Below are 12,378 nucleotides of genomic sequence, written 5' to 3' on the forward strand. Positions count from 1 at the left end.
CGGGCACAACACTGAAAGCAAAGTTCAGCAAGGAGACTTCGATATGACGACAAGACGCAAGTTTTTGAAAACCGCCGGCGTCGGCGCTGCGGCGAGCCTCGCCGCCCCGGCCGTTCACGCCCAAGGCGCCAAGATCAAGTGGCGGCTTCAGACCTATGCCGGCCCGGCTTTGGCCGAGCAGGTGGTCAAGCCGATGGTGGACAAGTTCAACGCCATTGCCGGCGACGAGATGCAGATCGAGCTCTATACCGCCGACCAGCTGGTGCCCACGGGCGAGCTGTTCCGGGCGATGCAGAAGGGCACGATCGACGCGGTGCAGTCGGATGACGATTCCATGGCCTCGCCCACCGAAGTGACCGTGTTCGGCGGCTATTTCCCCTTTGCCCTGCGCTACAGCCTGGATGTGCCGGTGCTGTTCAATCAGTATGGCCTGGACGAGATCTGGAAGGCCGAATACGCCAAGGTGGGCGTCCAGCACATCTCGGCCGGGGCCTGGGATCCGTGCCATTTCGCTACCAAGAAGCCGGTGACTTCGCTGAAGGATCTGGACGGACTGCGAGTCTTCACTTTTCCCACCGCGGGGCGGTTCATGTCGCGTTTCGGCATCGTGCCGGTGACGCTGCCCTGGGAAGACGTCGAGGTCGCCCTGCAGACCGGCGAGATCGACGCCATCGCCTGGTCGGGCATCACCGAGGACTACACCGTCGGTTGGGCGGACGTGACCGACTATTTCCTGACCAACAACATCTCGGGCGCGTGGATCGGGCATTTCTTCGTCAACATGCAACGGTGGGCGGATCTGCCCGATCACCTCAAGACGCTGTTCCAGGTGTGCTGCGATTCCAGCCATTACCGCCGGCAGTGGTGGTATTGGGGCGGCGAGGCCGCGCTGCGGGTCAACGGCACCAAGCTGAAGCTGACCGCGATCCCGGACGAGGAATGGGCCCAGGTCGAGGCCGAGGCGCAGAAGTTCTGGGACGAGATCGCCAGCGAGTCCGAGGTCAAGGCGCAGGTGGTCGCCAAGATCAAGGAATACAACGCCGTGATGGCCAAGGCCGGCCGGCCCTATCGCTATACCTGACATGGACGCGGCCCGGCCGGGCCGCGCCCCTGGCAACCGAGAGGCCCCGGTTCGCGCCGGGGCCGATCCGCGACTGACAAACGGGATGAACGCCAATGCCTGCCCCCTGGAGCTTTGACTATCTGAAATCGCGCGTCGAGGACGGAAGCATCGACACAGTGCTTGTCTGTCTCGTGGACATGCAGGGCCGCCTGATGGGCAAGCGGTTCCACGCGGCGAACTTCATCGATCACGCCTGGGAAGAGACCCATTGCTGCAACTACCTGCTGGCGACCGATCTGGAGATGGCGACGCCCGACGGCTACAAGGCCACGAGCTGGGCGGCGGGCTATGGCGATTATGTGATGAAGCCCGATCTGACGACGATCCGGCCGCTGCCCTGGCTGGAGGGCACGGCAATGGTGCTGTGCGACATCCTGGACCACCACACGCACGAACCCGTCCCCCACAGCCCGCGCCAGGTGCTCAAGCGTCAGATCGCGCGCCTGGCCGAAAGGGGGCTGACGGCGATGGCCGCGACAGAGCTGGAATTCTTCCTGTTTGAAAAGAGTTACGAGGAGATCCGCAAGTCGGATTATCGCGATCTGGAGCCGATTTCCGGCTACAACGAGGATTACCACATCCTGCAGACCAGCAAGGAAGAGGCGGTGATGCGCCCGCTGCGCAACCATCTGGTCGCCGCCGGCGTGCCTGTGGAAAACACCAAGGGCGAGGCGGAAACCGGGCAGGAAGAGCTGAATATCCGCTATGCCGAGGCGCTGCTCTGTGCCGATCACCACACGCTGGCCAAGCACGCGACCAAGGAAATTGCGTGGAGCCAAGGCCATGCCGCGAGTTTCCTGCCGAAATGGAGCCACGCCAAGGTGGGCAGCGCGAGCCATGTGCATCTGTCGCTGTGGCGCGGGGAGGAGCCGGCCTTTTACGACCCGGAGGCCGCGCATGGCATGTCCGAAACCATGCGGCAGTTCTGCGCCGGCATGATCGCCCATGCGCCGGATTACACGTTCTTTCTTGCGCCCTATGTGAACAGCTACAAGCGGTTCATGAAGGGCACCTTTGCGCCGACCCGGACGGTCTGGTCGGTGGACAACCGCACCGCCGGGTTCCGCCTGTGCGGCGAGGGGACCAAGGCGGTGCGGATGGAGTGCCGGATCGGCGGGTCGGACATCAATCCCTATCTGGCGCTTGCGGCGATGATTGCCGCCGGAATCAAGGGGTTGGAGGACGGAATGGAACTGGCGCCGCCGGCCAGCGGCGACGTTTACGAGGATGTCGAGGGCGGCGAGATCCCCCGCACTCTGCGCGCGGCGACCGAGACGTTGCGCAACTCGGCCATGCTGCGCGAGGCGATGGGGGATGCGGTGGTGGATCACTACACCCGTTGTGCCGAATGGGAGCAGGAGGAATTCGACCGGGTGGTCACCGACTGGGAGATCGCGCGCGGGTTCGAACGGGCCTGACGGAAATCCGGGCGCCTGGCGGCGCCCGGATGCCTCCGGCGGGAGTATTTGGAGCAAGATGAAGGGGCGGGGCGCGGACCCGGTCCCGAGGTGGTGACATGACACGAACTGTCAAGTTGATTTCGCCGATCGACGGGTCGGTTTACCTGGAGCGGCGGGTTCTGGAGCGGGAGGAGGCCGAGGCGGCGGCGGACCGGGCTCGGGGGGCGCAGGCGGCCTGGGCCGCGCGGCCTTTGGACGAGCGGATCGCGCTGGTGCGGGCGGCGGTGGCGGAGGTGGGCAGGACCACCGACCGGATGGCCGAGGAACTGGCCTGGCAGATGGGCCGGCCGGTGCGCTATGGCGGCGAGTTTCGGGGGTTCGAGGAGCGCGCGCTCTACATGGCGGATATCGCGCATGAGGCGCTGGCACCGATCATGGTGGAGGATTCGCCCGCTTTCCTGCGCAAGATCGAACGCGAACCGCACGGAGTGGTGCTGGTGATCGCGCCGTGGAACTACCCCTACATGACGGCGATCAACACCGTGGCGCCGGCGCTGATCGCCGGCAACACGGTGTTGCTGAAACATGCCGCGCAGACGCTGCTGGTGGGGGAACGGCTGGTCGAGGCGTTTCATGCGGCGGGCGTTCCCGAAGATGTGTTCCAGAACCTGGTGCTGGATCACGACGCCACCGAGGCGTTGATCGCGAACCGGCATGTGGATTTCGTGAACTTCACCGGGTCGGTGGCCGGCGGGCAGGCGATGGAGCGCGCCGCTGCCGGCACCTTCATCCCCGTTTCGACGGAACTGGGCGGCAAGGATCCGGGCTATGTGCGTGCCGATGCGGATCTGGATGCGGCGGTCGAGACGCTGATGGACGGGGCCATGTTCAACTCGGGCCAGTGCTGTTGCGGGATCGAGCGGATCTATGTCCATGACAGCCTGTTCGACGCCTTTGTCGAAAAGTCGGTTGCCTTGGTGAAAGGGATGAAGCTGGGCAATCCGCTGGACCCCGAGACGACGATCGGGCCGATGGCGAATATCCGCTTTGCCGAACTGGCGCGGCGGCAGATCGCGGATGCCGTGGCGCAGGGGGCCGTGGCGCATATCGAGCCCTTCCCGCAGGATGATGGCGGGGTCTATCTGACGCCGCAGATCCTGACCAGTGTCACCCATGACATGGAGATCATGCGCGAGGAAACCTTTGGTCCCGTGGTCGGCATCATGGCCGTGCGCGACGACGAAGAGGCGATCGGGCTGATGAATGACAGCCGGTTCGGGCTGACCTGTTCCATCTGGACGCGGGACGCGGACAAGGCCGAGGAGATCGGGCGGCGGTTGCAAACGGGAACCGTGTTCATGAACCGCTGCGACTACCTGGATCCGGGCTTGTGCTGGACTGGATGCAAGGATACCGGGCGCGGCGCGGGGTTGAGCGTCCTTGGCTTTCACGCGCTGACGCGGCCGAAATCCTATCACTTGAAAAAGACGGTGTAAGAATATGCAACTGTTTGGAAACTGGTCCTATCCGACCTCGATCCGGTTTGGCGCGGGGCGAATTGTCGAGATTGCCGAGGCCTGTTCGGTCGCGGGCATCACCCGGCCGCTTCTGGTCACCGACAGGGGGCTGGCCGACATGGAGATCACCGCCCGCACACTGGGTCTGCTGAAGGCGGCGGGGCTGGAGGCGGAAATCTTTGCCGATGTCGATCCGAACCCGAACGAGAAGAACCTCGAGGCCGGGCTGAAGGTCTGGCGCGCGGGCGGGTTCGACGGAGTCATCGCCTTTGGCGGCGGGTCGGGGCTGGATCTGGGCAAGGTGCTGGCCTTCATGTCCGGTCAGACCCGGCCGGTCTGGGATTTTGAGGATGTGGATGACTGGTGGACTCGCGCCGACCCCGACGGAATCGCGCCGATCGTGGCGGTGCCGACGACGGCCGGGACCGGGTCCGAGGTGGGGCGCGCGGGCGTGCTGACCAACTCCGAGACGCAGGAAAAGAAGATCATCTTTCACCCGAAGATGCTGCCGACCGTGGTGATCTGCGACCCGGAACTGACCGTGGGCCTGCCGAAACATATCACTGCGGGCACAGGGCTCGATGCCTTTGCTCATTGCGTCGAGGCGTTCTGTTCCCCGCATTACCACCCGATGAGCCAGGGGATCGCGCTGGAGGGCATGCGGCTGGTCAAGGAGTATCTGCCGCGCGCCTATGCCGACGGGACCGACATCGAGGCGCGCGCCCACATGATGAGCGCGGCGGCGATGGGGGCAGTCGCGTTCCAGAAGGGGCTGGGCGCGATCCATGCGCTGAGCCACCCGGTGGGGGCGATGTATCATACCCATCACGGCACAACGAATGCGATGTTCATGCCCGCCGTGCTGCAATTCAACCGCCCCGCGATCGAAGGCGTGATCGGGCAGGCGGCGGCCTATCTGGGGATCGACGGCGGGTTCGACGGGTTCTGCGCCTTTGTGGGCGAGCTGAACGCCAGCTTGGGGATTCCGAAGACCCTGCGCGCGCTTGGCGTGACCGACCCGGATCTGGAGGAACTGACGCGCAAGGCGCTTGCCGATCCCAGCGTGGGCGGCAATCCGGTCGAGATGACGCCCGAGAACACCCGCGCCTTGTTCGAGGCCTGCCTCTAGCTCAGGGGCGTGGCGCGGCGGCCCGGCGCAGCCGGTCGTTGATGGCGTGCCCCAGCCCGTGATCGGGGATTGGGGCGACGGCGATCGGCTTGCCCGTGGCGTCCAGCCGATGCAGGTGGCCAAAGAGGTTGGCGGCGGCCTCTTCCAGATCGGCGGAAGGCGACAGGTTCAGGTCGCACGCCATCGGGCCAAAGCCCAGCAGCACCTCGCCCGGTTCGGCCGAGGTTGCGTTCAGGCGCACGCGGGCGCGCGGCGCATAGTGCGAGTTCAGCTGTCCCGGCGCGGTGACGGTGTCCGACGTTTCGGGGCGGCGAAGCGGGGTGGCCAGCACTTTCTCGATCGCCTCCGCCGCCAGCCCGCCGGGGCGCAGCAGTTCCGGCGCCTCGCCCGCCAGTCCGACGATGGTGGATTCCACGCCCACCGGGCAGGGGCCATCGTCGATCACCGCCGCGATCCGGCCCGCCAGTCCGGCCAGCACATGCTGCGCCGTAGTCGGGCTGATCCGGCCCGAAGGGTTGGCCGACGGTGCCGCCAGCGGGCCGCCAAAGGCATGCAGCAGCGCCCGCGCCGCGGGGTGGGCGGGCACGCGCACCGCCAGCGTATCCAGCCCCGCCGTTACCAGTTCGGAAATGCCGTGGCCGGGCCGCAGCGGCAGCACCAGCGTCAGCGGCCCCGGCCAGAAGGCCCGCGCAAGCCGGTCGGCGGCATCGGTCCACTGCACATGGCGGCGCGCGTCGTCCGGGGCCGCCACATGCACGATCAGCGGGTTGAAGCTGGGCCGGCCCTTGGCCTCGTAGATTCTGGCCACGGCGCGGCCGTTGCGGGCATCCGCGCCCAGCCCGTAGACCGTTTCGGTCGGAAAGGCGACCAGTTCCCCCGCCCGCAGCAGCGCCGCCGCGCGGTCAAGATCCGCGCTGGCCGTGGTCAGGACAAGGGTTTCGGGCGGCGCGGGGCGATCCATGGGCATGACGCGGCGTTTCGATTTGCATGACAGGGCGCTTCCGATAGGTATTCGCCCGAATGCAAGTGAATAGCCGCGCCCTGCGCGGTTGCCAACCCCGCAGCTTTGGCCCCGGCAGATCCGGTCGCCAGCGCGCCGCGGATGCACGAGAGGTTACGAATGTCCTACTGCGCCCCCGTCTCTGAATACGAATTCCTTCTCAGGAACGTTCTGAAGTTCAACCGCGTGACCGAGACGGAGCGGTTTTCCGAGGCGACCGACGATCTGGTCCACGCGATCCTGACCGAAGCGGCCAAGATGTGCGACGAGGTGATGGCGCCGCTGAACCGCGCGGGCGACCTGCACCCGGCGCGGCTGGAAAACGGGGTGGTGCGCACCTCTCCGGGCTTTGCCGAGGGCTGGAAGGCGATCGCCGAGGGGGGCTGGATCAGCATGAGCGCGAGCCCCGAATATGGCGGAATGGGGCTGCCGCACACCCTGACCACCGCGGTCAACGAGATGATGAGCGGCGCCTGCCTGTCGCTGCAGATGGCGCCGCTGATGAGTCAGGGCCAGATCGAGGCGCTGGAACATCACGCCAGCGACGAGATCAAGGCGCTCTATCTGCCGAAACTGATGAGCGGCGAATGGTCCGGCACCATGAACCTGACCGAACCGCAGGCGGGGTCGGACGTAGGCGCGCTGACGTCCAAGGCCGTGCCCAACGGCGATGGCACCTATGCGATTTCGGGGCAGAAAATCTTCATCAGCTGGGGCGACAACGACTTTACCGAAAACGTCTGCCACCTGGTTCTGGCCCGGCTGCCCGACGGGGCGCCCGGCACCCGCGGCATCAGCCTGTTCCTGGTGCCCAAGCTCATCCCCGACGAGAACGGCAACCCCGGCCGCGCCAACAGCCTGCGCGTGGTCAGCCTCGAACACAAGATGGGGCTGCACGGCTCGCCCACCTGCGTGATGGAATATGACGGCGCCACCGGCTGGCTGATCGGCGAGCCGCACAAGGGGCTCGCCTGCATGTTCACCATGATGAACAACGCCCGCCTCGGCGTGGGCGGGCAGGGGGTCGGCGTGGCCGAGGCCGCCTTGCAGAAGGCGCTGGCCTATGCGCTGGAACGCAAGCAGGGCAAGACGCCGTCGGGCACGATCATCGACCATGCCGACGTGCGGCGGATGCTGCTGGAGATGAAGGCGGACATCTTCGCGTCGCGCGCGATCCTGCTGGCTTGCGCCATCGCCATCGACGTGGCCAACGCCACCGGGGATGAGGCCTACAAGGCGCGCGCCGCGTTGCTCACGCCGATTGCCAAGACCTTTGGTACCGAAACCGGCATCCGCGTGGCCGAGCTGGGCCAGCAGGTGCACGGCGGCATGGGCTTCATCGAGGAAACCGGCGCGGCCCAGTATTACCGCGACGTGCGCGTGACCTCGATCTACGAGGGCACCAACGGCATCCAGGCGATGGATCTGGTGGGCCGCAAGATGATGGATGGCGGCGAGGCGGCGATCCGAATGCTGGAAGAGATCGAGGCCCGGACCGAGGCCGCGCGCTCCTCGATCCCCGATCTGGGCACACCGGTCTGGGAGTCGGCCGAAAACCTGCGCGAAGTGACCGAGTGGCTGGTCGAACAGACCGACATGAACGAACGCTTTGCCGGGGCGCTGCCCTACTTGCGCGCCTTTGCCCGGGTGCTGGGCGGCTTTGCTCATCTGGGCGCGGCGCTGGCCGATCCCGGCGGGCCGCGCGAAAAGTTGGCGCGGTTCTACATCCACCGGATGCTGCCGGAACATGCCTCGCTGCTGGAGCAGGCGCGGGCCGGGGCGGGGGATCTCTACGCGCTCACCAACGACGAACTGGCGGCCTGAGCCGTGGACGGGGCGTCGGCCGGCACGCTGCGTTACCCGTGGGACACGCCGCCCGCGCCGGGGGAGGCGATCGAGGTGGCCGAGGGCGTGCTGTGGATGCGCCTGCCGCTGCCGATGAAGCTGGATCACGTCAACGTCTATGCGCTGGATGACGGCGACGGCTGGACGGTGATCGACACCGGTTTCGGCTCGAAAAAGACCCGCGCGATCTGGTCCGATCTGATGGCCGGCCCGCTGGGCGGCAGGCCGGTGCGGCGGGTGGTGGCGACGCATCACCACCCCGACCATATCGGGCTGGCCGGGTGGTTCCAGTCCGAACACGGGGCCGAGCTGGTCACCACCCGCACCGCCTGGCTGTTCGCGCGGATGCTGACGCTGGACGTGCAGGAGGAATGGCCGCGCGAGACGCTCGACTACTACCGCAGCGCGGGCATGGCACCGGACATCCTGCAAAAGCGGATGCAGGAGCGTCCCTTCAACTTTGCGGACATGGTCTATCCCATGCCGCTGGGATTCACCCGGATCAAGCAGGGCGACATCTTCCGCATGGGCGGGCGCGACTGGGAGGTGCATGTCGGCAACGGCCACGCGCCCGAACACGCGACCTTCTGGAGCCGCGACGACAACCTGGTGTTCACCGGCGACCAGATCCTTTCGTCGATCAGCCCCAATATCGGGGTCTATGCGACCGAACCGCTGGCCGACCCGCTGGCCGAATGGCTGGAAGCCTGCGAGCGGCTGGCGCTGCTGGCGCGGCATGACCACTTGACCTTGGGCGGGCACAAGCTGCCGTTCACGGGCCTGGCGTTCCGGATGCGGCAGCTGATCGACAACCACCACGGCGCCCTGCGGCGGCTGCTGGAGCATCTGGATACGCCCAAGCCCGCGAGCGAATGTTTCACGCCGCTGTTCAAGCGCAATATCGGCGACGGCGAATACGGGCTGGCGCTGGTCGAGGCGGTGGCGCATGTGAATCATCTGTTCCATACTGGCGAAGTGACGCGCACGCGCTGCGCGGACGGGGCGTGGCTTTACCAGCGGAAGGACTGACGAGATGGTGGAAAGGGTGGAAAACACGGCCGAGGCGATGGAGGCCGCGGCCCTGCCGCGCATGCACGAGGTTCACGCGGACCCCGACCGACCCGCCGGCCCTGGTCGCGTGCCTGAAAAGCTGCTGACCGCGATCGGCGAGAAGAGCCCGGCCCGCTGGGCCTATGAACGGCTGATCCTCTACATTCGCAACTTCGAGGAGCAGCTCGATGCCGAACACGAAGTGGCGATGGGCTTTGCCGGGGGTGATGCGGGCGTGCTGCGGATCGAGGGGCTGGGCTATTTCGATCCCGATATCCTGACCTTCTACGGGTCCGACATGTCGGGCGCGCGCACCCAGCTGATCCAGCATGTCAGCCAGCTGAGCGTGATGCTGCGCGCAGTACCCAAACCGCGCGAGGACAGCCCGCCGCAGCGGATCGGGTTCCGTCTGGCGGCCGAGATCGAGGATGACGCGCCGGACGAACGGGGCTGACTTCTCGCCGCGCCACCTGTGCCGGAATGACTTGATGACAGACGCCCCCGAATCCGCTATCCACCGGAAAAACACGCGAACGTAAGGGACTGACATGGCAGAGCACAAGCACGGCGACATGGACATTCGCGAACACGAGGAGATGTTCCACGCCTTCGTGAAATTCATGACGTGGTCGGTGATCGTCATCTTGGCGATTCTCGTTTTCCTGGCGATCTTCGCGTCCTGAACATGCCTACCCTGCGGACGGCCATGGCGTCATGCCTGGTCGCCCTGACCGTGGCCGGTTGCACCAACCGGCCGGCCGGCAACGCCACCGACGCGCAGATCGCGGCGGTGTCCTATCGGGACGACGGGCCGAAATCGATCACCCTGTTCACGATGGTGAACAACCGCACCGGCAAGGGGGCGCACAGTTCGCTGCTGATCAACGCCTCCGAGCGGATCATTTTCGACCCCGCCGGGTCGTTCAAGGCCGACATCGTGCCCGAGCGCGGAGACGTGCTCTATGGCATCACCCCGGCGGTCGAAAAGGCCTATATCGGTTCGCACGCGCGCAGCACGTTCCACGTCGATATCCAGACGGTCGAAGTGACGCCCGCTCAGGCCGAGATCGCCTATCGGCTGGCCACGCAGAACGGCCGGGTGATGGGCGGGCTGTGTTCGAACGCCGCGGCGAATCTGCTGCGGCAGGTGCCGGGGTTCGAGAGCATCCATGCCTCGATGTTTCCCAGCAAGCTGCAGGAAGAGTTCTCCAGGCTGCCGGGCGTGACGCACGACAAGTATTACGAGTACGACAGCGAGGATCTTCAGGAAGGACTGAAGGTCAACAATGCCAAGCTGAACGCGGCCGCCCACAGCGGATAGCGAATCATCCGGTCAGGTAAAGCAGCGCCCAGAGCGTGCCCGCGCCGGCGAACATGGCGGCCAGCACGTTGCGGGTGGCATAGCCGGTCGCGGCCGTCACGAGCGCCGCCGCCAGCCGGGCCGTGTCGGGTGCGCCGCCGGTCGCCGGCGGCCATACCACCAGCGGCGCCACCAGCGCGGGTATGATCGCCACGGCGGTATAGCGCAGATGCCGCAAGATCCATGCCGGCAGCGGTCGGTCGCCCACCAGGCCGATGAAGACGAAGCGCAGCGCGAAGCTGCCCACGGCCATGCCGATGATCACGGTCCAGAGCGTCACGGGGTCGAATTGCGCGTTCATTCCGCGGCTCTCCCTTCGATCACCGTCTCGGCGCAGGCCCCGGCGATCATTCCCGCCAGCCCGGCCAGGATCAGGCCCAGATTGTGCGGAATCCCCGCGCCCAGAAGAACGACGACCACGGAAACCGCCGCGGCGATCAGATGCGCGCGTGTGCGCAACATGGGCGCGACCATGGCGATGAAGGCGATCGGAAGGACGAAATCGAGCGCCCAGCTTTCCGGGATCGTCTTGCCCAGCGCCGCCCCGGCAAAGGTCGCCGCATACCAGGTGGGCGCCAGCGGCGCCACCACGCCAAAGAAATAGGCCATCCGTTGGTGAACGGTCATGCGCGGTTCGGTTTCGAACTGGACGACCGAGCAGGCATAGGACTGGTCCACCGTGAAATAGGCCGCCAGCGCCCGCTGCCACAGCGGCGCCGCGCCCAGATACGGCGTGAGCGAGGCCGAATACATCGCGACCCGCAAGTTCACCGCCAGTGCCGAAACCAGCACGATCAGCGTGGGCGTGTCCTGCTGCATCAGCTGCAGCGCGGTAAACTGCGCGGCGCCGGCGAACACGGTGAAGGTGAACACCATCGTTTCGAACAGGGTCAGCCCGGCCTCGGTCGCGAGCACGCCGAACAGGGTGCCGAAGGGCGCGGCCACCAGGATGAAGGGAAGTCCATCCCTGAAGCCCTTGGCAAAAAAGGAATTGACGGTGGTGCTGGTCACGGCAAGGTCCTAAACTGTGCCGGCCCGGACTACCGGCGATCGGGGAGGGATGCAATTGGCCACGCGTGACGACCTGTCGGATTACATCATCGCACCGGACCCGGATGCGCGGCGCCTGACCCGCGCGGTGGCGGGCGTGGACCACACCGGCGCGCCCGTCGATATCCGGGTGATCGAGGAACGACCCCTGACGATCTATCTCAACAGGCAGGAGATCGTCACCGCGATGACCATCGGCGACTACCCGGAATATCTGGCACTGGGATTCCTGCGCAATCAGGGGATGCTGAAGGACGGCGAAGAGATCATCGGCGTCGATTACGACGAAGAGGTCGAAACCGTCGTCGTGCGCACGGTCGGAGAAACCACCTACGAAGACAAGCTGAAGAAAAAGACCCGCACCAGCGGCTGTGCCGTGGGGACCGTGTTCGGCGACATGATGGAGGGGCTCGAGGGCGTCACCCTGCCGCGGACGCCGGTGCGGACCTCCTGGCTCTATGCGCTGGCGCAGAAGATCAACCGCACCCCGTCTCTCTATCTGACGGCAGGGGCGATTCATGGAACGGTGCTGTGCCGGCAGGACCGGCCGCTTGTTTACATGGAGGACGTGGGACGCCACAACGCGGTGGACAAGATCGCCGGCTGGATGCTGTCGGAACGGGTGCCGGCGGCCGACAAGATCCTGTATACCACCGGGCGGCTGACTTCGGAGATGGTGATCAAGACGGCGATGATGGGGATCCCGGTGCTGGCCTCGCGGTCGGGTTTCACCGCCTGGGGGGTCGAGATCGCGCGGCAGGTTGGGCTTACGGTGATCGGGCGGATGCGCGGGCGGCGCTTTGTCTGCCTGTCGGGCGCCGAGCGTCTGGTCCGGGATGCCGATCCGGCATCGGTGCCCGAGGAAGACCGCAAGCATCGGCGCAAGGGAGCGGCGTCGTGATCG

13 protein-coding genes are annotated in these 12,378 nt (G+C 66.2%); 10 read left to right on the forward strand and 3 right to left on the reverse strand.

The window, feature by feature from the left end; genetic code table 11:
* The first annotated feature begins 43 nt into the window (after positions 1-43).
* From C4S70_RS01935 to C4S70_RS01950, 4 genes are all read left to right on the forward strand, one after another.
* The gene (locus tag C4S70_RS01935) at positions 44-1,081 is read left to right on the forward strand and encodes a TRAP transporter substrate-binding protein (RefSeq protein ID WP_104006659.1); all 1,038 of its coding nucleotides are present in this window, start codon (positions 44-46) and stop codon (positions 1,079-1,081) included.
* 95 nt (positions 1,082-1,176) lie between these two features.
* Positions 1,177-2,541 (forward strand): glutamine synthetase family protein, encoded by a 1,365-nt coding sequence (locus C4S70_RS01940; RefSeq protein WP_104006407.1) that lies wholly within the window; start codon positions 1,177-1,179, stop codon positions 2,539-2,541.
* A 98-nt stretch (positions 2,542-2,639) separates the two neighbouring features.
* Positions 2,640-4,019, forward strand: coding sequence for an aldehyde dehydrogenase family protein (locus C4S70_RS01945; protein ID WP_104006408.1), 1,380 nt, complete (start codon positions 2,640-2,642; stop codon positions 4,017-4,019).
* Between the two features lie 4 nt (positions 4,020-4,023).
* A complete protein-coding gene (locus C4S70_RS01950; RefSeq protein WP_104006409.1) occupies positions 4,024-5,169 on the forward strand; it encodes an iron-containing alcohol dehydrogenase in 1,146 nt (381 codons plus the stop codon).
* 1 nt (position 5,170) lies between these two features.
* Here C4S70_RS01950 and C4S70_RS01955 read toward each other — a convergent pair whose 3' ends face one another.
* Positions 5,171-6,130 carry an L-threonylcarbamoyladenylate synthase gene (locus C4S70_RS01955; RefSeq protein ID WP_104006410.1) on the reverse strand — a complete coding sequence of 320 codons (960 nt, stop codon included), beginning with the start codon at positions 6,128-6,130 and terminating at the stop codon, positions 5,171-5,173.
* Between the two features lie 159 nt (positions 6,131-6,289).
* Here C4S70_RS01955 and C4S70_RS01960 point away from each other — a divergent pair, with 159 nt between their 5' ends.
* From C4S70_RS01960 to C4S70_RS01980, 5 genes are all read left to right on the forward strand, one after another.
* Positions 6,290-7,993, forward strand: coding sequence for an acyl-CoA dehydrogenase (locus C4S70_RS01960; RefSeq protein WP_104006411.1), 1,704 nt, complete (start codon positions 6,290-6,292; stop codon positions 7,991-7,993).
* A 3-nt stretch (positions 7,994-7,996) separates the two neighbouring features.
* Positions 7,997-9,043 carry an MBL fold metallo-hydrolase gene (locus C4S70_RS01965; RefSeq protein WP_104006412.1) on the forward strand — a complete coding sequence of 349 codons (1,047 nt, stop codon included), beginning with the start codon at positions 7,997-7,999 and terminating at the stop codon, positions 9,041-9,043.
* Positions 9,044-9,047: 4 nt separating this feature from the next.
* Positions 9,048-9,518 carry a DUF6173 family protein gene (locus tag C4S70_RS01970; RefSeq protein WP_200822703.1) on the forward strand — a complete coding sequence of 157 codons (471 nt, stop codon included), beginning with the start codon at positions 9,048-9,050 and terminating at the stop codon, positions 9,516-9,518.
* Between the two features lie 94 nt (positions 9,519-9,612).
* The gene (locus C4S70_RS01975) at positions 9,613-9,747 is read left to right on the forward strand and encodes an aa3-type cytochrome c oxidase subunit IV (RefSeq protein ID WP_104006413.1); all 135 of its coding nucleotides are present in this window, start codon (positions 9,613-9,615) and stop codon (positions 9,745-9,747) included.
* A gap of 23 nt (positions 9,748-9,770) precedes the next feature.
* Positions 9,771-10,385 (forward strand): hypothetical protein, encoded by a 615-nt coding sequence (locus C4S70_RS01980; protein ID WP_235003641.1) that lies wholly within the window; start codon positions 9,771-9,773, stop codon positions 10,383-10,385.
* Between the two features lie 4 nt (positions 10,386-10,389).
* Here C4S70_RS01980 and C4S70_RS01985 read toward each other — a convergent pair whose 3' ends face one another.
* Positions 10,390-10,725 carry an AzlD domain-containing protein gene (locus tag C4S70_RS01985; protein ID WP_104006415.1) on the reverse strand — a complete coding sequence of 112 codons (336 nt, stop codon included), beginning with the start codon at positions 10,723-10,725 and terminating at the stop codon, positions 10,390-10,392.
* On the reverse strand, positions 10,722-11,435 hold the full coding sequence (locus tag C4S70_RS01990; protein WP_104006416.1) for an AzlC family ABC transporter permease: 714 nt from the start codon (positions 11,433-11,435) through the stop codon (positions 10,722-10,724). The genes C4S70_RS01985 and C4S70_RS01990 overlap by 4 nt, the downstream gene beginning before the upstream one ends.
* A 49-nt stretch (positions 11,436-11,484) precedes the next feature.
* Here C4S70_RS01990 and C4S70_RS01995 point away from each other — a divergent pair, with 49 nt between their 5' ends.
* On the forward strand, positions 11,485-12,375 hold the full coding sequence (locus tag C4S70_RS01995) for a formate dehydrogenase accessory sulfurtransferase FdhD (RefSeq protein ID WP_104006417.1): 891 nt from the start codon (positions 11,485-11,487) through the stop codon (positions 12,373-12,375).
* The last annotated feature ends 3 nt before the right edge of the window (positions 12,376-12,378 follow it).

Origin of the sequence: Jhaorihella thermophila (assembly GCF_900108275.1) — a bacterium.
Lineage (GTDB): Bacteria > Pseudomonadota > Alphaproteobacteria > Rhodobacterales > Rhodobacteraceae > Jhaorihella > Jhaorihella thermophila.

What these genes read in the sequence shown, in the direction of transcription:
- C4S70_RS01935 (WP_104006659.1), top strand. Translation starts at nt 44, where the DNA reads ATGACGACAAGACGCAAGTTTTTGAAAACCGCCGGCGTCGGCGCTGCG.
- C4S70_RS01985 (WP_104006415.1), bottom strand. Translation starts at nt 10,725, where the DNA reads ATGAACGCGCAATTCGACCCCGTGACGCTCTGGACCGTGATCATCGGC.
- C4S70_RS01995 (WP_104006417.1), top strand. Translation starts at nt 11,485, where the DNA reads ATGCAATTGGCCACGCGTGACGACCTGTCGGATTACATCATCGCACCG.
- C4S70_RS01955 (WP_104006410.1), bottom strand. Translation starts at nt 6,130, where the DNA reads ATGGATCGCCCCGCGCCGCCCGAAACCCTTGTCCTGACCACGGCCAGC.
- C4S70_RS01950 (WP_104006409.1), top strand. Translation starts at nt 4,024, where the DNA reads ATGCAACTGTTTGGAAACTGGTCCTATCCGACCTCGATCCGGTTTGGC.
- C4S70_RS01980 (WP_235003641.1), top strand. Translation starts at nt 9,771, where the DNA reads ATGGCGTCATGCCTGGTCGCCCTGACCGTGGCCGGTTGCACCAACCGG.
- C4S70_RS01945 (WP_104006408.1), top strand. Translation starts at nt 2,640, where the DNA reads ATGACACGAACTGTCAAGTTGATTTCGCCGATCGACGGGTCGGTTTAC.
- C4S70_RS01970 (WP_200822703.1), top strand. Translation starts at nt 9,048, where the DNA reads ATGGTGGAAAGGGTGGAAAACACGGCCGAGGCGATGGAGGCCGCGGCC.
- C4S70_RS01940 (WP_104006407.1), top strand. Translation starts at nt 1,177, where the DNA reads ATGCCTGCCCCCTGGAGCTTTGACTATCTGAAATCGCGCGTCGAGGAC.
- C4S70_RS01975 (WP_104006413.1), top strand. Translation starts at nt 9,613, where the DNA reads ATGGCAGAGCACAAGCACGGCGACATGGACATTCGCGAACACGAGGAG.
- C4S70_RS01960 (WP_104006411.1), top strand. Translation starts at nt 6,290, where the DNA reads ATGTCCTACTGCGCCCCCGTCTCTGAATACGAATTCCTTCTCAGGAAC.